Source organism: Pseudomonas sp. NPDC077186 (genome assembly GCF_044543505.1).
Lineage (GTDB): Bacteria > Pseudomonadota > Gammaproteobacteria > Pseudomonadales > Pseudomonadaceae > Aquipseudomonas.
In genome coordinates this window covers 1093184-1111940 of the sequence record NZ_JBITWE010000001.1, presented here as the reverse complement: position 1 = coordinate 1111940, position 18757 = coordinate 1093184, and the positions used below count along the sequence as shown (strand labels likewise).

The following is an 18757-nucleotide window of genomic DNA, read 5'->3' as shown; positions in this document are numbered from 1 at the left end:
GCGCCGCGCGCACCGGGTCGTGAGCAATGCGTGTGTCGGGTGGGGCATTGCTGCGCGCGGCCTAGGCGGCCCCGCACACCCGACGGATCAGCATTCGATGATATTGACGGCCAGGCCGCCGCGGGCGGTTTCCTTGTACTTGCTCTTCATGTCGGCGCCGGTCTGGCGCATGGTGCGGATCACCTTGTCCAGCGAGACGAAGTGCTGGCCGTCGCCGCGCAGGGCCATGCGTGCGGCGTTGATCGCCTTGACCGAGCCCATGGCGTTGCGCTCGATGCAGGGCACCTGGACCAGGCCGCCGATGGGGTCGCAGGTCAGCCCGAGGTTGTGCTCCATGCCGATCTCGGCGGCGTTCTCCACCTGGTTGACGCTGCCGCCGAGCACTTCGCACAGGGCGCCGGCGGCCATCGAGCAGGCCACGCCGACCTCGCCCTGGCAGCCGACTTCGGCGCCGGAAATCGAGGCGTTTTCCTTGTAGAGGATGCCGATGGCGGCGGCGGTGAGCAAAAAGCGCACCACGCCGTCCTCGTTGGCGCCGGGCACGAAGCGGGCGTAGTAGTGCAGCACCGCCGGCACTATGCCAGCCGCGCCGTTGGTGGGGGCGGTGACCACGCGGCCGCCGCTGGCGTTTTCCTCGTTCACCGCCAGGGCATAGAGGTTGACCCAGTCGAGCACGCTGAGGGTGTCGCGCAGGCAGGCTTCGGGGTGCTCGCTGAGCTGGCGGTGCAGCGCGGCGGCGCGACGCTTGACCTTGAGCCCGCCGGGCATGATGCCCTCGTTGCGACAGCCGGCGGTGACGCAGTCCTGCATCACCTGCCAGATATTCAGCAGGCCGGCGCGGGTCTCGGCCTCCGGACGCCAGGCCGCCTCGTTGGCCAGCATCAGCTGGCTGATCGACAGCTTGTGTTCGGCGCACAGCGCCAGCAGCTGCTTGCCGGTGGTAAAGGGATACTGCAGGGCGGTGCTGTCCTCGACTATGCGGTCGGCGCCGGCGGCCTGTTCGTCGACCACGAAGCCGCCGCCCACCGAGTAGTACTCGCGGGCGCGCAGCTGCAGGCCGGCGGCGTCGAAGGCGCGGAAGATCATGCCGTTGGGGTGGAAGTCCAGCGGCTTGCGGATCATCGCCAGGTGCTGCTTCTCGACGAAGGCGATGGTCTTTTCGCCGAGCAGGCGGATTTCTCCGGCGGCGCGGATGGCGGCCAGGCGCTCGGCGATGCGGCTGGTGTCGACGGTGTCGGGCTGCTCGCCCTCCAGGCCGAGCAGCACCGCCTTGTCGCTGCCGTGGCCCTTGCCGGTGGCGCCGAGCGAGCCGTACAGCTCGACCCTGACCGAGTCGGTGGCGGCCAGCAGGCCGTCGCGCTTGAGCCCCTCGACGAAGCGCGCGGCGGCGCGCATGGGGCCGACGGTATGCGAGCTGGAAGGCCCGATGCCTATCTTGAACAGGTCGAAAACGCTCAGTGACATGTCGTACTCCTGGCGGCGCCGGTTGGTCCCTCCCCGGAGAGAGGGGAGGGCCGGCGCCCGCCTTATCAGTCAGCGTAGACCGGGAAGGTGGCGCACAGGTCGGCGACCTGGCCGCGCACGCGCTCGAGCACGGCCGGATTTTCCAGGTCGTCGAGGATGTCGCAGATCCAGCCGGCCAGGGTGCGGCATTCGCCTTCCTTGAAGCCGCGAGTGGTCACCGCCGGGGTACCGATGCGGATGCCCGAGGTGACGAACGGCGACTGCGGGTCGTTCGGCACGGCGTTCTTGTTGACGGTGATGTGGGCATCGCCCAGCGCCGCGTCGGCCGCCTTGCCGGTCAGGCCCTGTTTGACCAGGCTGATCAGCATCAGGTGATTGTCGGTGCCGCCGGAGACCACGTCATAGCCGCGCTCGACGAACACTGCCGCCATGGCCCGGGCGTTGGCGATCACCTGCTGCTGGTAGGCCTTGAAGCCCGGCTCCAGTGCTTCCTTGAAGCACACCGCCTTGGCCGCGATGACATGCATCAGCGGGCCGCCCTGGGCGCCGGGGAACACGGCGGAGTTGAGCTTCTTCTCGATCTCTTCGTTGGCCTTGGCCAGGATTAGGCCGCCACGCGGGCCGCGCAGGGTCTTGTGCGTGGTGGTGGTGACCACATCGGCGAAGGGAACCGGGTTCGGGTACAGGCCGGCGGCCACCAGACCCGCCACGTGGGCCATATCGACGAACAGCAGCGCGCCGACTTTGTCGGCGATGGCGCGGAAGCGGGCGAAGTCCAGCACGCGCGAGTAGGCGGAGAAACCGGCGACGATCATCTTCGGCTTATGTTCGATGGCCAGGCGCTCGACCTCGGCGTAATCGATCAGGCCGTTCTCGTCGATGCCGTACTGCACGGCGTTGTACAGCTTGCCCGAAGACGACACCTTGGCGCCGTGGGTCAGGTGGCCGCCGTGGGCCAGGCTCATGCCGAGGATGGTATCGCCGGAGTTGAGCAGTGCGAGGTACACGGCGCTGTTGGCCGAGGAGCCGGAGTGTGGCTGGACGTTGGCGTAGTCGGCGCCGAACAGCTGTTTGGCGCGCTCGATGGCCAGTGCTTCGACCTTGTCCACATGCTCGCAACCACCGTAGTAGCGCTTGCCCGGATAGCCTTCGGCGTACTTGTTGGTCAGACCGCTGCCTTGCGCCTGCATCACGCGCTGGCTGCAGTAGTTCTCCGAGGCGATCAGCTCGATATGGTCTTCCTGGCGCTGCTGCTCGGCCTGGATCGCCGCGAGCAGGGCGTCGTCATAGCCCTGCAGTTGGTCGTGCTTGCTGAACATGGTGAGGCCCTCTTTATCGTTTTTCTCGGGATGCAGTCGGCCCGCCCCGGTGAGGGGAGCCGAAAGGAATCGGGGTGGATGTAGCCCGGATGCAATCCGGGGAAGCTGTTGAAAGCTCCCGGATTTCATCCGGGCTACGGCTTGGCGCTTACGCGTCCTGATACGCCTCGATGGACGGGCAGGCGCAGACCAGGTTGCGGTCGCCGTAGACGTTGTCCACGCGGCCAACCGGCGGCCAGTACTTGGCCTCGATCAGGCTCGCCACCGGGTACACGGCCTGCTCGCGGCTGTAGGCGTGGTGCCATTCGCCGACCAGTTCCAGGGCGGTGTGCGGGGCGTTCTTCAGCGGGTTGTCGTCCTTGTCCAGACGGCCCTGCTCGACCGCGCGGATTTCCTCGCGGATGGCGATCATGGCGTCGCAGAAGCGATCCAGCTCTTCCTTGGACTCACTCTCGGTCGGCTCGATCATCAGGGTGCCGGCTACCGGGAAGGACATGGTCGGGGCGTGGAAGCCGAAGTCGATCAGGCGCTTGGCCACGTCGTCGACGCTGATGCCGCTGCTGTCCTTGAGCGGACGGATGTCGAGGATGCACTCGTGCGCCACCAGGCCGCCTTCGCCGGAGTACAGCACCGGGTAGTGCTCTTCCAGGCGACGGGCGATGTAGTTGGCGTTGAGAATCGCCATCTGCGACGCGCGCTTGAGGCCCTCGCCGCCCATCATGCTGATGTACATCCAGGTGATCGGCAGGATGCTGGCGCTGCCGAACGGTGCGGCGCTCACTGCACCTTCCTTGCGTGCCATGTGGCCATGGCCCGGCAGGAACGGCGCCAGGTGCGACTTGACGCCAATCGGGCCGACGCCCGGGCCGCCGCCGCCGTGCGGGATGCAGAAGGTCTTGTGCAGGTTCAGGTGCGAGACGTCGCCGCCGAACTGGCCCGGCGCGCACAGACCGACCATGGCGTTCATGTTGGCGCCGTCGATGTACACCTGGCCGCCGTTGTCGTGGATGATCTGGCAGATCTCGCGGATGCCTTCCTCGAACACACCGTGGGTGGACGGGTAGGTGATCATGATCGCGGCCAGGCGATCCTTGTGCTCTTCGGCCTTGGCCTTCAGATCGGCGATGTCGACGTTGCCGCGTGCGTCACAGGCGGTGACCACCACGCGCATGCCGGCCATGGAGGCGGTCGCCGGGTTGGTGCCGTGGGCCGATTGCGGGATCAGGCAGATGTCGCGCTGATCGTCGCCACGGCTCAGGTGATAGGCGCGGATGGCCAGCAGGCCCGCGTACTCGCCCTGGGAGCCCGCGTTGGGCTGCAGCGACACGGCGTCGTAACCGGTGGCGGCGCAGAGCATGGCTTCCAGCTCAGTGGTCAGCTGGGTGTAACCGGCGGCCTGCTCGACTGGAGCGAAGGGGTGCAGGTTGCCGAATTCCGGCCAGGTCACCGGGATCATCTCGCTGGCGGCGTTGAGCTTCATGGTGCAGGAGCCCAGCGGGATCATGCTGCGATCCAGGGCCAGGTCCTTGTCGGCCAGCTTGCGCAGGTAGCGCATCAGCTCGGTTTCGCTGTGGTAGCGGTTGAACACTTCGTGCTGCAGGATCGCCGACTGGCGCAGCAGATTCTGCGGCAGGCGGCTGGCGACTTGCGCGGCCAGGTCGCTGACGGCAGGGGCGGCCTGATCGCCGGCGAACAGTGCCAGCAGCGCCTCGACGGCGGCCTGGTCGGTGGTTTCGTCCAGCGACAGACCCAGACGCTCGGCGTCGATCTCGCGCAGGTTGATGCCGGCGGCACGGGCCTTGGCATGCAGCTCGGCGGTCTTGGCGCCGGTCTTGATGCTCAGGGTGTCGAAGAAGTGCTGCTGTTCGACGCTGTGGCCCAGCTTGGTCAGGCCCAGGGCGAGGATGGCGGTGAAGCTGTGCACGCGCTGCGCGATCTCGGTCAGGCCTTTCGGGCCGTGGTACACGGCGTACATGCTGGCGATGTTGGCCAGCAGCACCTGCGCGGTGCAGATGTTGCTGGTGGCCTTCTCGCGGCGGATGTGCTGCTCGCGGGTCTGCATGGCCAGGCGCAGGGCCGGCTTGCCGAAGCGGTCCACCGACATGCCGACCAGGCGGCCCGGCATGTCGCGCTTGAACGCGTCGCGGGTGGCGAAGTAGGCCGCGTGCGGGCCACCGAAACCCAGCGGCACACCGAAGCGCTGGGCGCTGCCCAGGGCGACGTCGGCACCGAACTCGCCCGGCGGAGTGAGCAGGGTCAGGGCCAGCAGGTCGGCAGCGACGGCAACCAGGGCATTGGCGGCGTGGAGGCGCTCGACCAGGGCGCGGTAGTCGAAGATGTCACCGTTGCTCGCCGGGTACTGCAGCAGGGCGCCGAAGTAGGCGCTGGCGTCGGTGATGGCGGCTTCGTCGCCGACTTGGATATCGATGCCCAGCGGCTCGGCACGGGTGCGCAGCACGTCGAGGGTCTGCGGGTGGCAGTGCTGGGAAACGAAGAAGGTGTTGGCAGCCTTGTTCTTTGACAGTCGCTTGCAGAAGGTCATGGCTTCGGCGGCAGCGGTGGCTTCGTCGAGCAAGGATGCGTTGGCGATCTGCATGCCGGTGAGGTCGCTGATCAGGGTCTGGAAGTTCAGCAGCGCTTCCAGGCGGCCCTGGGAAATCTCCGGCTGGTACGGGGTGTAGGCGGTGTACCAGGCCGGGTTTTCCAGCAGGTTGCGCAGGATCGGGCTCGGCGTGTGCGTGCCGTAGTAACCCTGGCCGATATGGTTCTTGAACTGCAGGTTTTTGGCGGCGATGGCCTTGATCTTGGCCAGGGCGTCGGCTTCCGACAGGCCCGGCTGCTCGCCGAGGATGCTGGTGCCCTTGATGCTTTCGGGGATCACGGCATTGGTCAGCGCGTCCACCGAGTCATAGCCGAGCAGTTCGAGCATGGCGGCGGTGTCGGCATCGCGTGGGCCGATGTGGCGGGCGATGAATTCGTTCTGGGTATCGAGCTTGGTCATGGCGGTCACTCAGGCGTCGGCGTTGGCGTTCAACAGACGATCATAGCCGGCCTTGTCCAGCAGGTCGGCCAGCACGGCGTTGTCGGCCAGGCGCATACGGAAGAACCAGGCCTTGTCCAGCGGCGACTCGTTGACCAGTTCCGGGCTGCCTTCCAGCTCGGCGTTGATTTCGACGATCTCGCCGTCCAGCGGCATGGCGATGTTGCTGGCGGCCTTGACCGACTCCAGCACGGCCACTTCCTCGCCCTGGGCGTAGGCCTGGGTTTGCGGCAGTTGCACGTAGACCACGTCGCCGAGCGCGTCCTGGGCGTAATGGGTGATGCCGACGGTCACCAGGCCATCGTTGTCCAGACGCAGCCATTCGTGATCGGCGGTGAAACGCAACTCGCTCATGTCAACTCCTCAAGGGCAAGAGTGCCCGCTTCTAGGCGGCGGGCAATAAGGGCGCCCACGCTCAGCGGGCAGGATTGGGTAAACCCGTAGCAATGCCGGTGCCAATATAAAAATAGTCAATAAAAACAATAACTTAAATGTGTATCCGAGGGTTGTGTACAGTCCAGTGGAACGATATCGCTACGAATGCTTGCGTCGTTTTTGGCAAAGTCGAGGTCGCACCAGCAGGCATGGGGCTTTCGGCTGATTGTTGCGAAATCGTTACGCTGGATCGATTCGCTTACGATGTCGCTGAAAGCCGCGCCGTGCCTGGTTTGCACAGGGCCGTGAGACTGGCCGCGGATGTCGTTGTGCCGTATGCCCCGGCGATTGGTTGCTGGACGGTGGGGGCGCTAAGCCTTGCCGATCCCATACTTGCGCAGGCGTTTGGCGATGGCGGTGTGCGAGGTGCCCAGGCGCGTAGCCAGCTGGCGACTGGAGGGGTGGCTGGCGTAGAGCTTTTCCAGCAGCGCCTTCTCGTAATCGTCCATGGCCTGTTCCAGGCTGCCCACCTCGCCATTCAGGCGCGGCGCCACCTCGGTGCCGGCGATATCCAGATCGTCCATCTCCACCCAGTTGCTGTCGCAGATGGCGGCGGCGCGGAAGATCACGTTCTGCAGCTGGCGCACGTTGCCCGGCCAGCGTCCGGCCAGCAGCGCGGGGAAGGTGGCCGGCGCCAGGCGGCAGGGCAGGCGCTGGATCTGCGCGCAGGCCTGGGCCATGAAATGCTGGGCCAGCAGGAGGATGTCCTGGCCGCGTTCGCGCAGCGGCGGCACTTCCAGGTTGAGCACGTTGAGGCGGTAGAACAGGTCCTCACGGAAGCTGCCCTCGGCGACCATCCGCTCCAGGTCGCGGTGGGTGGCGCTGAGGATGCGCACGTCCACCTTCACCTCGCGGTCGCCGCCGACGCGGCGGAAGCTGCCGTCGCTCAAAAAGCGCAGCAGCTTGGCCTGCAGGTAGGGCGACATCTCGCCGATCTCGTCGAGAAATACCGTGCCCTGGTTGGCCAGCTCCAGCAGTCCCGGCTTGCCGCCGCGCTGGGCGCCGGTGAAAGCGCCGGGGGCGTAGCCGAACAGCTCGCTCTCGGCCAGGTTCTCCGGCAGCGCCGCGCAGTTCAGCGCCAGGAATGGCGCACTGCGCCGCGCGCTGACCGCGTGGCAGGCGCGCGCCACCAGCTCCTTGCCGGTGCCGGTCTCGCCCTGGATCAGCAGCGGCGCATCGAGCGAGGCCACGCGCAGGGCGCGCGCCTTCAGCGCACGGATCGGCGCCGACTCACCGAGCAGCGAGTCGAAACCCTCGGCATGGTCGTGATGCAGCGCGGCCAGGCGCTCGCCCATGCGGCTCGGCGCGTAGAGCGTGAGCAGGCCGCCGGTCAGGCGACCCTCCTCGGTGATCGGCTGGGCGTCGAGCAGCAGCGGCTGGCCGGCGAAATGCACCTCGCGCAGCGGCTGGTGAAACCCGGCGGCCAGCAGCGACTGCTGCAGCTCCTCGTCGGCGAACAGCGCGGCGATGCTCTGCCCGGCCGGGGCGCTGCCGCACAGCTCGACCAGCGCCGGGTTGGCCAGCAGCACGGTGGCGCGATCGTCCACCGCCAGCACCGGGTCGGGCATGGCGGCGAGCAGCGCATCGAGCTGCAGGCGGCGGCGCTGGCCGGGCAGGATGTCGACCACCTGCACGCTCTGCACGCCATGCACCTGCAACAGCGCGTCGCGCAGCTCGTCGAGCACCTCGGCGCTCAGCGTCGGTGCATCGATATAGACGTTTGGCGGTACCATCTCCACCGCGTCCAGGTTCAGATTGCGCCCGCCGAGCAGCGCCAGGACTTCCTGGGTGATGCCGACGCGGTCGATAAAGCTGACGTGGATGCGCATGGTCTAGGCCGAAGCGGGCGAACAGGCTGCGAATTATGCCCTGCGGCGGCGCATTACGGGAAAAGGGGAACGAAGTGACAGCGGAAAAACCGAGCCGCGCCGACTACCACCGCCAGCACCAGGCCCGCGCCGAAGCCGAGGCCCAGCGCCTGCTGGCACGCAAGGCCGAACTGCAAGGGCGCTGGCTGCCCTGGGTGACGCAGGAGCTGTACCGGCTCAGCCCGCCGCAGTTCGCCAATATGGTGCGCCGCGAGTTGCAGCGCCTGTCCAAGTAGGGTGCGCCGTGCGCACCGGCTCACACCGTGGGAGGGGCTTTAGCCGCGACCGCGGGCGCATCGGCTCATATCCACCTTACCCACATGCGGGTTGCCCCAGCCCATCACGCAGGCCACCTGCTGGTTGCGCTGCTGCTCCCAGGGTTTGACCGGGTAGGCCTTGTCCCAGGCCTGGTAGAGCTGGCGATCCTGCTTCGACAGACGCAGCTGGTAACGCTCGGCCATATAGAAATAGGTGCGCGCGATCATCCCGCGGATGGCCGGGCGCGGCATCACCTTGCGCGCCTTGAAATCCACCACCGTCTGGCACTGGCCGTACTGATGCGGCTGCTGCGGCAGCCAGGCGAAGCTGTAGTTGCTGCGGTCGCCGTTCACCTCGCCGATGCTCGGCACCAGGTTGTGCAGGTCGGCCTCGGCCTTGCGGAACTGCGCATCCTTGGCCGCGCAGTTCTTGCGCCCGCCTTTTTGCCAGCACTGGCGCTGATGGCCGATCACCCAGGCCGGGACTATATGCTCCCACTCGATACGCTGGGCGCGGCCCGCGTTCTTGCGCGGGTTGTAGCCGCAGGAACGCAAGTCGACCCGATTGCCGCTGTACTTGCAGCCGCAGTAGAACTCGGTGGACTGCTGTGCATACAGCGGCCAGGCCAGACGCTTGGCCTCGGCGAAGCTGGCGGGTGCGGCGTTGAGGGTGAAACTGGCGAGACAGCAGAGCAGGGGGATAAGGCATCGAATCATGGGGCGCCAGGGTAGCCGTCACCGCTGCCGGTGTGAAGAAAAAAGTCTCTGTTTTTCAAATGCTTAGATGATGGCATTGGGCCGTGTCAAAGCCGGGCAGTAGGCTGCTGGCAGACGGCGGTGGAGGTAATCGCCATGGGCAAATTCTTTGAAGACCTGCTGGAAAGCGTCCAGCAGATGGATGAAATCCACCGTGGCGAACCTCAGCCCTCGCGGGAGTTCACCGTCGATGCGCTGCAGGTGAAGAAATCCGCAAGGCCACCGGTCTGACCCAGGCCAAGTTCGCGGCCATGATCGATGTTCAGCTCGGCACGCTGCGCAACTGGGAACAGGGTCGGCGTGAACCTACCGGCCCGGCCAAGGCGCTGCTACGTGCGAAGCACGTCATCCAGGCGCTGTCCGCTTAGGCCTTGATCGGCATGGCTGGCAGGCGGGCTTTGTCCGGCAACCTATCCGGGTGGTTTTTCTCGCTAGTCCCAACGGACGATGTTGCCCCCCAGGCGAGCCGATTAAATCCCCTCCCATAGCCCGCTTCGGCAGTAACCGTGGCGGTGGCTGGACTATGAGGAGGCAAGCATGGATATCCGTGGCCTGGGGTACGTCACCGTACTCTCGAGCGACCTGGACCAGTGGCGGCGCTACGCCACCGACGTACTGGGCATGATGGTGGCCGAGCAGGGCGATGCCCTGCTGCTGAAGATGGACGAGCGGCCCTATCGCCTGCTGGTCGAGCGCGCCGAGCGCGACGGCTACGGCGCCTGCGGCTGGGAAGTGGCCGGCGAGGCCGCCTTCGAGCAGGCCATCGCCGAGCTGCAGCAGGCCGACGTGCAGGTGCGCCGTGCCAGTACCGCCGAGGCCGGCCAGCGCCAGGTGCAGGCGCTGGCCTGCTTCAGCGACCCGCATGGCAATCGCCACGAGCTGTTCTGGGGCCCGCGCATGGACTTCGCCCCCTTCGTCTCGCCGGCCGGTGTCAGCGGTTTCGTCACCGGCGAGCTGGGCATGGGCCACGCCGTGCTGCCGGCGCCGAACTTCGACAGCTGCCTGGCCTTCTACCGTGACGTGCTGGGCTTCGGCCTGTCCGACCTGATGAAGGTGCGCTTCACCCCCGATCCGGCCGAGCCGGAAAAACGCATCCACTTCCTCCACTGCGGCAACGCCCGCCATCACTCGCTGGCTTTGTTCGAGTGCCCGATTCCCTCCGGCTGCGTGCACCTGATGGTGGAAGTGCAGCAGCTCGACGACGTCGGCCGCGCGCTGGACCGCATGCACGCCCAGGGCGTCAAGCTGTCGGCCACCCTCGGTCGCCACGTCAACGACGAGATGACCAGCTTCTACATGCAGACCCCGGGCGGCTTCGAGCTGGAGTACGGCTGCGGCGGCAAGGTCATGGACTGGCAGCGCCACACCCCCTTCGAGAGCACCGTGGTCAGCCACTGGGGCCACGATTTCAGCGTCGGCCGGCAGTGAGGGCATGAGCATGGACAAACGCAAGACCGCGGCCGAGATCGTCGGCCAGCTGCGCGACGGCATGACCATCGGCATCGGCGGCTGGGGCCCGCGGCGCAAACCGATGGCGCTGATCCGCGAAATTCTCCGTTCCGACCTCAAGGACCTCACAGTGGTCGCCTACGGTGGCGCCGATGTCGGCATGCTGTGCGCCGCCGGCAAGGTCCGGAAGCTGGTGTTCGCCTTCGTCTCGCTGGACTTCATCCCGCTCGAACCCTATTTCCGCCAGGCCCGGCAGAACGGTGCGCTGGAGGTCATGGAGATCGACGAAGGCATGCTGCTGCTCGGCCTCAAGGCGGCGGCGATGAAGGTGCCCTTCATTCCCACCGCGGTGGGCCTGGGTACCGACGTGCTGACCCACAACCCCGAGATCAAGCTGGTCGCCTCGCCCTACGCCGACGACCGCGACTGGCTGGCGATGCCGGCGCTCAGGCTGGACGCCGCGCTGCTGCATGTCGACCGCGCCGATGTCCGGGGCGTATGCCAGATCGCCGGGCCCGATCACTACATGGACGACCTGTTCGCCCGCACCGCCGCGCAGACCTACGTCAGCTGCGACGAGCTGGTCGACAGCGCCTGGTTCCATACCCACCCCGAGGCCAGTCGGCAGGTGTTCTGGGAGCGCAACCTGACTAGTGCCGTGGTGCACCTGCCGGGCGGCGCCCATCCGTCGTCCTGCGCGCCGCTGTACGGCTTCGATGTGGCGCACTTCAAGGCCTACAGCGCCTCGGCCAGCCAGGTCGACGGCTGGCAGCAGTATCGCGAGCGCTATATCGACTGCGGCGAAGCCGAGTACCTGACCCGGGTCGGCGGCCTGGACGCGATTCGCCAACTTCCGCTGCCGGTGTTCTGAGGAGTCCACATGACCGCCACTTCCTACAGCCTGGCCGAGCTGCTGATCTGCGCCGCTTCCGAGGCCTGGCGCGACGACGGCGAGGTGCTCGCCACCGGCATCGGCGTGATCCCGCGCCTGGCCGCCTCGCTGAGCATGCTGAGCAGCAACCCGGCACTGCTGATGACCGACTCCGAGGCCTTCATGGTCGGCGAGCCGGTGCCGCTCGGCGCACGCAACGGTTACCAGCCGAAACTCGACAGCTGGATGGGTTTCTCGCGCATCTTCGACAACGTCTGGGGCGGCAAGCGCCACGCGCTGGTGGGCCCGACCCAGATCGACCGCTTCGGCCAGGCCAACATTTCCTGCGTCGGCGGCGAGTACCGCAAGCCCAAGGTGCAGATGCTCGGCGTGCGCGGCTTTCCCGGCAACTCGATCAGCCACGCCAACTCCTTCTTCGTGCCCAGCCACAACCGCCGGGTGTTCGTCGAGGGCGAGGTCGACATGGTCGCCTCGGTCGGCTACAACCCGGCACGCCTGGCGCGCGGCTGGCGCCTGGACGACATCGATATCCGCCTGATCGTCAGCGACCTCTGCGTGCTCGACTTCCAGGGCCCGCAGCATCAGGCTCGCCTGCGCTCGCTGCACCCGGGGGTGAGCCTGGCCGAGGTACTCGACAACACCGGCTTCCCGCTGCATGTGCCGGCCGAAGTGCCGGTCACCGCCGCGCCGAGCGTCGAGCAGCTGATGCTGATCCAGCAGCTCGACCCGCACAACCTGCGCGCCGCCCAGCTCAAGGACAACCCGCCCGGCGTGCGCCAGGAGGCCCGCCCATGAGCCAGGCCGAAGCCCTCGACGAGGTGGTGCTGTACGAGGTCCGGGACGGCATCGCCCTGGTGACCATGCACCGCCCCGAGTACCACAACGCGCAGAACTCGAAGATGACCTATGCGCTGGACGCCGCCTTCCGCCGTGCGGTGGATGACGATACGGTCAAGGTCATCGTCCTGCGCGGCGCCGGCAAGCACTTCTCCGCCGGCCATGACATCGGCACCCCGGGTCGCGACGTCGAGCAGAGCTTCGAGCGCAAGCACCTGTGGTACGACCATGTGAACAAGCCCGGCGGCGAGTTCCTCTATGCCCGTGAGCAGGAGGTCTACCTCGGCATGTGCCGGCGCTGGCGCGACATCCCCAAGCCGACCATCGCCATGGTCCAGGGCGCCTGCATCGCCGGCGGCCTGATGCTGGCCTGGGTCTGCGACCTGATCGTCGCCAGCGAGGACGCCTACTTCCGCGACCCGGTGGTGCGCATGGGCATCCCCGGGGTCGAGTACTTCGCCCATGTGCACGAACTCAATCCGCGCATCGCCAAGGAATTCCTCTTCCTCGGCGAAGCCATGCCGGCCGAGCGTGCCCGGCAGATGGGCATGGTCAACAAGGTGGTGCCGCGCGACGTGCTGGAGGACGTGACCCTGGACCTGGCCCGGCGCATCGCGCAGATGCCGCGCCTGGGCCTGGCGCTGGCCAAGCAGGCGGTGAACAACGCCGAGGACCTGATGGGCAAGCGCGCCACCATGGACATGGTGTTCGGCCTGCACCACTTCGCCCACGCGCACAACGAACTGGTCAGCGGCGACCGCCTGGGCGGCTACGACGCCAAGGCCATGGCCGCCTCGCAGCGCAAGGGAGAGAGTTGATGAGCGGCTGCCTGGATACCCGCCTGACGGCGCTGCTCGGCTGCCGCTATCCCATCGTGCAGACCGCCATGGGCTGGGTCGCCGACGCGAAACTGGTGGCCGCCACCGGCAATGCCGGCGGCTTCGGCTTCCTCGCCGGGGCGACCATCGAGCCGCACCTGATGGAGGCGGCGATCCTCGAAACCCGGCGCCTGACCGACGCGCCGTTCGGCGTCAACTTCCACATGTACCAGGCCAACGCCGGCGAGATCGTCGAGCTGGTGCTCAAGCACCGGGTGCGCGCGGTCAGCTACAGCCGTTCGCCGGGCAAGGCCATGGTCGCCCGCCTGAAGGATGCCGGGGTGGTCTGCATGCCCACGGTCGGCGCCCTCAAGCACGCGGTCAAGGCCGTGGAGATGGGCGCCGACGTGGTCACCGTGCAGGGCGGCGAGGGCGGTGGGCACACCGGTTCGGTGCCGACCGCGATCCTCCTCGGCCAGGTGGTCGAGGCGGTGGACGTGCCGGTGGTCGCCGCCGGCGGCTTCAAGGACGGTCGCGGCCTGGTCGCCGCCCTGGCCCTGGGCGCGTCGGGCATCGCCATGGGCACGCGTTTTCTGATGAGCGCCGACAGCCCGGTGCCGAGCGCCACCCTGCAGCGCTACCTGCAGGTCCGCGACCCGGCGGCGGTGATCGTCAGTCGCGCCATCGACGGCATGCCGCAACGCATGATCCGCAACGAACTGCTCGACCGCCTGGAACGCTCCGGCGGCCTGGCGCGCCTGCTGCTGGCGCTGCGCTGCGCCCTGGCCTATCGCCGCCACAGCGGCGCCAGCCTCGGTCAGCTGCTGGGCAGCGCCCTGAAGATGCGCGGCGGCGATGGCCTGACGTCGGCGCAGACGCTGATGGCGGCCAACGCGCCCATGGTGATCCAGAAGGCCATGGTCGACGGCCTGCCCGCCGAGGGCGTGCTGCCGGCCGGGCAGATCGCCGCCAGCATCGATGCGCTGCCGGGCTGCGCCGAACTGATCGAATCCATAGTCACCCAGGCCGAACGCTGCCTGGCCGAGCTCGGCCAGCGCGCGGCGGCCAGCGCACAACGACCCGCCGCGGTCATGGGGGAACACTGATGAGCCAGCCATTTCACACCCACCTGCAGGACGGCATCGCCGAGCTGGTGTTCGACCATCCGCCGGTCAACGCCTTCGACAGCCACGGCTGGGCCGCCATCGCCGCCGAGCTGGAGCGCCTCGGCGCCGATGCCGCGGTGCGCGTCATCGTCGTGCGCGCCGAGGGTCGCGGCTTCTGCGCCGGCGTCGACATCAAGGAACTGGCCAACCACCCCGAGCGCATCGTCGCGGTGAACAAGGGCAACTACGACAGCTTCAAGGCGGTACACCGCAATCCCAAGCCGGTGATCCTCGCCGTGCACGGCTTCGTCCTCGGCGGCGGCATCGGCCTCAGCGGCGCCGCCGACATCCTGGTGGCCAGCGACTGCGCGCGCTTCGGCGTGCCCGAGGTGGACCGCGGCGCCATGGGCGGCGGCGCCCACCTGCAGCGCCTGTTTCCGGTGCAGAAGGTGCGCCACATGTACTTCACCGGCGAGATGATCGATGCCGCCGAGGCCTATCGCCTGGGGGCCATCGAACGCGTGGTGGCGCGCGCCGGACTGCGCGACGCGGCCCTGCAGATCGCCCGCAAGATCGCCGCCAAGAGCCCGGCCATGATTGGCCTGGCCAAGGAGGCGCTGACCGGCATCGAGGACGGCAACCTCGAAGACAAATACCGCTGGGAGCAGGGCTTCACCCTGGAAGCCTACCGCGTGGCGGACTCCCAGGAAGCGCGCGATGCCTTCGTCGAGAAGCGCTCGGCGCAGTTCAGCGGTTGAATGGAGGCGCCCATGGACCTGACCTATACCCCCGCCCAGCAAGCCCTGCGCGCCGAGGCGCGCGCCTGGCTTGAGGCCAATGTGCCGGCCACGCCACTGGCCTCCTTCGACACCGCCGAGGGCTTCGCCCAGCACCGCGCCTGGGAGGCCAAGCTCAACGAGGGTCGCTGGGGCATGGTGACCTGGCCGACCGCGCTGGGCGGGCGCGGTTGCGACCTGATCGAGTGGCTGATCTTCGAGGAGGAGTACTACCGTGCTGGCGCGCCGCTGCGGGTCAACCAGAACGGCATCTTCCTGCTCGGCCCGACCCTGATGGAGTACGGCAGCGACGAGCAGAAGGCGCGCTTCCTGCCGAAGATGGCCACCGGCGAGGAGATCTGGGCCCAGGGCTGGTCGGAGCCGGGTGCCGGTTCCGATCTCGCGGCGATCCGCGCCAAGGCCACTCACGACGGCGACCACTACGTGCTCAATGGCCAGAAGACCTGGTCGACCCGCGCGGTCTGGGCCGACTGGGCCTTCTGCATCTTCCGCACCGACCCCAACTCCAGCCGCCACCATGGCCTGACCTTCATCCTGGTACCGCTGAACAGCCCGGGCATCACCGTGCGGCCGATCCCGCAGCTCGACGGCCTGCCGGGTTTCGCCGAGATCTTCTTCGACGACGTGCGCGTGCCGGTGGCCAACGCCCTCGGTGGCGAGGGCATGGGCTGGCACGTGGCGATGTCCACCGCCGGCTTCGAGCGCGGCCTGCTGCTGCGTTCGCCGGCGCGTTTCCAGGAAACCGCGCGGCGCCTGGTCGAGCTGTACCAGGCCAATCGCGCCGAGGCCGATCGCGATCCCTGTGTCGGTGACGCGGTGATGCGCGCCTGGCTGGACGCCGAGGCCTACACCCAGGTGACCTACCAGACCGCCTCGCGCCTGGCGCGTGGCGAGAAGATCGGCCCGGAGTCGTCGACCAACAAGATCTTCTGGTCCGAGCTGGACCAGCGCATGCACGCCACCGCGCTGTCGATCCTCGGTGCGCGCGCCGAGCTGCAGCCGCATGCGCCGCATGCCGGTGAAGTAGGGCGCTGGCTGGATGGTTTCCTGTTCGCCCAGGCCGGGCCGATCTACGCCGGTACCAACGAGATCCAACGCAACATCATCGCCGAACGCATGCTCGGCATGCCGCGCGCCTGAGGAGCCGACCATGAATTTCAGCTTTAGCGAAGACCAGCTGCAGTTTCAGGCCAGCGTGCGCAACTACTTCACCAACGAGGTGACCCCCGAGCGCATCCGCGAGTTGTGGCAGCGCGACAGCGGACGTTGCGACCAGCTCTGGGGCGAGCTGGTCGAACTTGGCCTGCCGGCCTTCTGCGTGCCGGAAGCGCAGGGCGGCATGGGCCTGAGTCCTCTGGATTTCGTGCTGATCGCCCAGGAAGCCGGCTACGCCGGCCTGCCCGAACCGCTGGTGGATACCGCGCTGGTCGGCGTGCCGCTGCTGGCCGCGCTGGACGCTGCCCACACCGAGCGGCGCGACGGCTGGCTGGCGCGGGTCGCCGCCGGCGAGGCGCGCCTGGCGGTGGGCGAACCCGGCGCGGCGCTGGTGGCCGACGCCCACGTTGCCGACCTGTTGCTGTTGGCCCATGACGATGAGGTGTATGCCGTGCCGCGTGCTGACGTGCAGCTGGTGCGCAACGAGTCGGTCGATCCCAGTCGCCAGCTGTTCCACGTCGACTGGACGCCCAGCGCGCAGACACGCGTGGCCAGCGGTGAGCAGGGCCGCGCGCTGTGGGCCGCGGCCCGCGATCGCGCCGCCCTCGGCAGCGCCGCGCAGCTGCTCGGCCTGGCCAAGCGCATGGTCGACCTGGCGGTGGACTACAGCTTCGAGCGCAAGCAGTTCGGCAAACCGGTCGGCTCGTTCCAGGCGGTCAAGCACCTGATGGCCAACGTCGCGGTACAGATCGAGTTCGCCAAGGGCCCGCTGTACCACGCCGCCTACGCCGTCGCTGAGGGCCAGGCACTGGCCGGGGTGCGCGTGTCCCACGCCAAGCTGGCGTGCGCCGAGGCGGCGCTGCTGGCGGCGAAGAACGCCATCCAGGCACACGGCGCCATGGGTTACACCTGGGAAGTCGATCTGCACCTGTTCATGAAGCGCGCCTGGGCGCTGGACAAGGTTTGGGGCGATGCAGCCGCGCACAAGGCGCGCATCCGCGCGGCGCTGTTCGGCGGGGCCATCCAGCCGGGGGCCGGCCATACCTTCTGATTTCTCCCTCTTCCCAACCCTCTCCCGCAAGCGGGAGAGGGGGCAGGCCGTGCATGAGTCGAGTACGCCGGCATTGCTTGTCTCCCCTTTCCCGTTCACGGGAGAGGGGCAGTGTGAGGGGGTGAGATGTTTGGCACAGGGTCGGAGGATGGCGGAAGAAGCCGGAACAAACCGGAAAGCCCCGGATGGTGCGGGGCTCGGCGAGCTGGGCAGTGCCAAAGGGGCGCGAGGCGGGGAGCGCCCCAGAGTTAGGTGGGCTAGCCTGATTTTGCGGGAGGTTTGGCACCGCGCCGAAGCGCGGCAGGGTTAAACCATCCAGCCGCCAGCCCACACCACACGGCCGATTATCTGCAACTCGGCCAGGCGCTCCTTGGGCACCGTCATCGGCTGGTAATCCTTGTTGTGGCTGATGATCAGCACCGAGCCATCGAACTGCCGCTGCAGTCGCTTGGCATACAGGTGGTCATCCAGCAACACCACATAGACACCCTCACCCTCAAGCGTGTTGCGGCTCTGGTCGATCATGACCGTGTCGCCATCATCCAGCAGACCGAGCATCGAGTCGCCATCCACACGAAGGCACGCCAGATCGGCCGGACTTAGGCCCTTCTTGCGCAAGCTGTAGCGGGTAAAGGACAGCTCTACCAGAACACGCGAGCGCTCATTCCAGGCGCCACTACCGGCGCTACAGCGGGCGTCATAGAGAGGAACGAAAGCATAGGCGTCGTCCTGCTCGCCTACCGGCCCCGCTGGCTCCCCCTTCTTGCCCAGTAGCAGCCAGTCAAGGCTCTCATTGCCGGCCTGTGCCAGGGCAACCGCAACGGCAATGCTGGGGGCGTTAGCACCTTTGATGTACTTGTACAGCTGCGTTTCGTGAATGCCTGACAGGTTAGCTAGTTCGCGCTTGCCTCCAACGCGAGCAGCCAGCTCCTCGATTCGCGTTCCGATTGACTCAGGGCTAAAAGGAACAGCCGACCCATTTGGTTCCGATTGTTCCGATTTCACGTAACCGCCTGATTTCATTGGATTTATCTTTCTCACTATACGCGATTAGCTAAAAGTTCATTCGGAACTAGCTTTTTCGCTTGATATGACAAAGCTGGTTAGCTATGTTTATCCGCAACAGGCTGTTAGACGGCCTAAAAAAACCACCCGCCAAGATGGTTGTTGCTGATGAACATTGCAGAGATGCCACACGACCCAGCCCAGCGCTGGGAGTGGATCAAATACCAACTGCGTATCCACGGCTGCTCGCCCGCTGAGCTGGCTCGCCAGCTCGCCGTTACCGACCGGGCAGTGCGTGCGGTGAAGCACGCGCCATACCCGCGCATCGAGCGCGCCATCGCTGAACAACTGGACGTACAGCCGATTGAACTCTGGCCAGAGCGCTGGAACCTGGACGGCACCCCGCGCCGCCAGCGGCCTAACCGGGCCGAAACCTTTCCGCGCAGCACCGCCAAGAATAGCCGTTACGTTCCTGTTTCGCACCGTAAAACGGGCACGGAGGCATGAA

The 18757-nt window shown here is 67.2% G+C and carries 17 protein-coding genes and 1 pseudogene; 11 read left to right on the top strand and 7 right to left on the bottom strand.

The genetic code is table 11. From position 1 onward, the window contains the following. Positions 1-87 precede the first annotated feature (87 nt). The 5 genes from ACIGKL_RS05195 to ACIGKL_RS05175 form a co-directional block, all read right to left on the bottom strand. Entirely contained in the window at positions 88-1464 is a 1377-nt protein-coding gene (locus tag ACIGKL_RS05195) for an L-serine ammonia-lyase (protein WP_397485630.1), read from the bottom strand. A gap of 65 nt (positions 1465-1529) precedes the next feature. Then, positions 1530-2783 (bottom strand): serine hydroxymethyltransferase, encoded by a 1254-nt coding sequence (glyA, locus tag ACIGKL_RS05190; RefSeq protein ID WP_397485629.1) that lies wholly within the window; start codon positions 2781-2783, stop codon positions 1530-1532. A 148-nt stretch (positions 2784-2931) separates the two neighbouring features. After that, positions 2932-5784 (bottom strand): aminomethyl-transferring glycine dehydrogenase, encoded by a 2853-nt coding sequence (gene gcvP / locus ACIGKL_RS05185; protein WP_397485628.1) that lies wholly within the window; start codon positions 5782-5784, stop codon positions 2932-2934. 9 nt (positions 5785-5793) lie between these two features. Then, positions 5794-6177 (bottom strand): glycine cleavage system protein GcvH, encoded by a 384-nt coding sequence (gene gcvH / locus ACIGKL_RS05180; protein ID WP_397485627.1) that lies wholly within the window; start codon positions 6175-6177, stop codon positions 5794-5796. A gap of 392 nt (positions 6178-6569) precedes the next feature. Continuing rightward, positions 6570-8087, bottom strand: coding sequence for a sigma-54-dependent transcriptional regulator (locus ACIGKL_RS05175; protein WP_397485626.1), 1518 nt, complete (start codon positions 8085-8087; stop codon positions 6570-6572). A 74-nt stretch (positions 8088-8161) separates the two neighbouring features. On the opposite strand from ACIGKL_RS05175, the gene ACIGKL_RS05170 reads away from it, so the two are divergent. Then, the gene (locus ACIGKL_RS05170) at positions 8162-8362 is read left to right on the top strand and encodes a hypothetical protein (protein ID WP_397485625.1); all 201 of its coding nucleotides are present in this window, start codon (positions 8162-8164) and stop codon (positions 8360-8362) included. Between the two features lie 39 nt (positions 8363-8401). Here ACIGKL_RS05170 and ACIGKL_RS05165 read toward each other — a convergent pair whose 3' ends face one another. Continuing rightward, positions 8402-9100, bottom strand: coding sequence for an endonuclease (locus ACIGKL_RS05165; protein WP_397485624.1), 699 nt, complete (start codon positions 9098-9100; stop codon positions 8402-8404). 135 nt (positions 9101-9235) lie between these two features. Between ACIGKL_RS05165 and ACIGKL_RS05160 the strand changes: the two are divergent. The 9 genes and pseudogenes from ACIGKL_RS05160 (at position 9236) to ACIGKL_RS05120 (ending at position 17244) form a co-directional block, all read left to right on the top strand. Further along, positions 9236-9507, top strand: a pseudogene (locus ACIGKL_RS05160) (helix-turn-helix domain-containing protein). A gap of 169 nt (positions 9508-9676) precedes the next feature. Then, positions 9677-10567, top strand: a complete 891-nt coding sequence (locus ACIGKL_RS05155) for a VOC family protein (protein WP_397485623.1) — start codon at positions 9677-9679, stop codon at positions 10565-10567. 10 nt (positions 10568-10577) lie between these two features. Further along, positions 10578-11459: a CoA transferase subunit A gene (locus ACIGKL_RS05150; protein ID WP_397486252.1), complete on the top strand. Its 882-nt coding sequence runs from the start codon at positions 10578-10580 to the stop codon at positions 11457-11459. A gap of 9 nt (positions 11460-11468) precedes the next feature. Next, positions 11469-12275, top strand: coding sequence for a CoA-transferase subunit beta (locus tag ACIGKL_RS05145; protein WP_397485622.1), 807 nt, complete (start codon positions 11469-11471; stop codon positions 12273-12275). Beyond that, positions 12272-13135 carry an enoyl-CoA hydratase gene (locus ACIGKL_RS05140; protein ID WP_397485621.1) on the top strand — a complete coding sequence of 288 codons (864 nt, stop codon included), beginning with the start codon at positions 12272-12274 and terminating at the stop codon, positions 13133-13135. The genes ACIGKL_RS05145 and ACIGKL_RS05140 overlap by 4 nt, the downstream gene beginning before the upstream one ends. Next, the gene (locus tag ACIGKL_RS05135) at positions 13135-14241 is read left to right on the top strand and encodes an NAD(P)H-dependent flavin oxidoreductase (protein WP_397485620.1); all 1107 of its coding nucleotides are present in this window, start codon (positions 13135-13137) and stop codon (positions 14239-14241) included. The genes ACIGKL_RS05140 and ACIGKL_RS05135 overlap by 1 nt, the downstream gene beginning before the upstream one ends. After that, complete coding sequence (locus ACIGKL_RS05130; protein WP_397485619.1) at positions 14241-14999, top strand: enoyl-CoA hydratase family protein; 759 nt, start codon at positions 14241-14243, stop codon at positions 14997-14999. Before ACIGKL_RS05135 ends, ACIGKL_RS05130 begins: the two co-directional genes overlap by 1 nt. Before the next feature lie 12 nt (positions 15000-15011). Then, on the top strand, positions 15012-16178 hold the full coding sequence (locus tag ACIGKL_RS05125; protein WP_397485618.1) for an acyl-CoA dehydrogenase: 1167 nt from the start codon (positions 15012-15014) through the stop codon (positions 16176-16178). Between the two features lie 10 nt (positions 16179-16188). Beyond that, positions 16189-17244, top strand: coding sequence for an acyl-CoA dehydrogenase family protein (locus ACIGKL_RS05120; protein ID WP_397485617.1), 1056 nt, complete (start codon positions 16189-16191; stop codon positions 17242-17244). A 306-nt stretch (positions 17245-17550) separates the two neighbouring features. On the opposite strand, the gene ACIGKL_RS05115 is transcribed toward ACIGKL_RS05120, so the two are convergent. Next, entirely contained in the window at positions 17551-18267 is a 717-nt protein-coding gene (locus ACIGKL_RS05115; RefSeq protein WP_397485616.1) for an XRE family transcriptional regulator, read from the bottom strand. 150 nt (positions 18268-18417) lie between these two features. Here ACIGKL_RS05115 and ACIGKL_RS05110 point away from each other — a divergent pair, with 150 nt between their 5' ends. Further along, positions 18418-18756: a transcriptional regulator gene (locus ACIGKL_RS05110; RefSeq protein WP_397486251.1), complete on the top strand. Its 339-nt coding sequence runs from the start codon at positions 18418-18420 to the stop codon at positions 18754-18756. Position 18757: the final 1 nt, after the last annotated feature.

Bases quoted from the DNA above. Each gene is read 5' to 3' on its own strand.
- ACIGKL_RS05135 (WP_397485620.1), top strand. From the start codon at position 13,135: ATGAGCGGCTGCCTGGATACCCGCCTGACGGCGCTGCTCGGCTGCCGC.
- ACIGKL_RS05115 (WP_397485616.1), bottom strand. From the start codon at position 18,267: ATGAAATCAGGCGGTTACGTGAAATCGGAACAATCGGAACCAAATGGG.
- ACIGKL_RS05155 (WP_397485623.1), top strand. From the start codon at position 9,677: ATGGATATCCGTGGCCTGGGGTACGTCACCGTACTCTCGAGCGACCTG.
- ACIGKL_RS05145 (WP_397485622.1), top strand. From the start codon at position 11,469: ATGACCGCCACTTCCTACAGCCTGGCCGAGCTGCTGATCTGCGCCGCT.
- ACIGKL_RS05125 (WP_397485618.1), top strand. From the start codon at position 15,012: ATGGACCTGACCTATACCCCCGCCCAGCAAGCCCTGCGCGCCGAGGCG.
- ACIGKL_RS05130 (WP_397485619.1), top strand. From the start codon at position 14,241: ATGAGCCAGCCATTTCACACCCACCTGCAGGACGGCATCGCCGAGCTG.
- ACIGKL_RS05195 (WP_397485630.1), bottom strand. From the start codon at position 1,464: ATGTCACTGAGCGTTTTCGACCTGTTCAAGATAGGCATCGGGCCTTCC.
- ACIGKL_RS05110 (WP_397486251.1), top strand. From the start codon at position 18,418: ATGAACATTGCAGAGATGCCACACGACCCAGCCCAGCGCTGGGAGTGG.
- ACIGKL_RS05175 (WP_397485626.1), bottom strand. From the start codon at position 8,087: ATGCGCATCCACGTCAGCTTTATCGACCGCGTCGGCATCACCCAGGAA.
- ACIGKL_RS05140 (WP_397485621.1), top strand. From the start codon at position 12,272: ATGAGCCAGGCCGAAGCCCTCGACGAGGTGGTGCTGTACGAGGTCCGG.
- gcvH (WP_397485627.1), bottom strand. From the start codon at position 6,177: ATGAGCGAGTTGCGTTTCACCGCCGATCACGAATGGCTGCGTCTGGAC.
- glyA (WP_397485629.1), bottom strand. From the start codon at position 2,783: ATGTTCAGCAAGCACGACCAACTGCAGGGCTATGACGACGCCCTGCTC.
- ACIGKL_RS05150 (WP_397486252.1), top strand. From the start codon at position 10,578: ATGGACAAACGCAAGACCGCGGCCGAGATCGTCGGCCAGCTGCGCGAC.
- ACIGKL_RS05165 (WP_397485624.1), bottom strand. From the start codon at position 9,100: ATGATTCGATGCCTTATCCCCCTGCTCTGCTGTCTCGCCAGTTTCACC.
- gcvP (WP_397485628.1), bottom strand. From the start codon at position 5,784: ATGACCAAGCTCGATACCCAGAACGAATTCATCGCCCGCCACATCGGC.
- ACIGKL_RS05120 (WP_397485617.1), top strand. From the start codon at position 16,189: ATGAATTTCAGCTTTAGCGAAGACCAGCTGCAGTTTCAGGCCAGCGTG.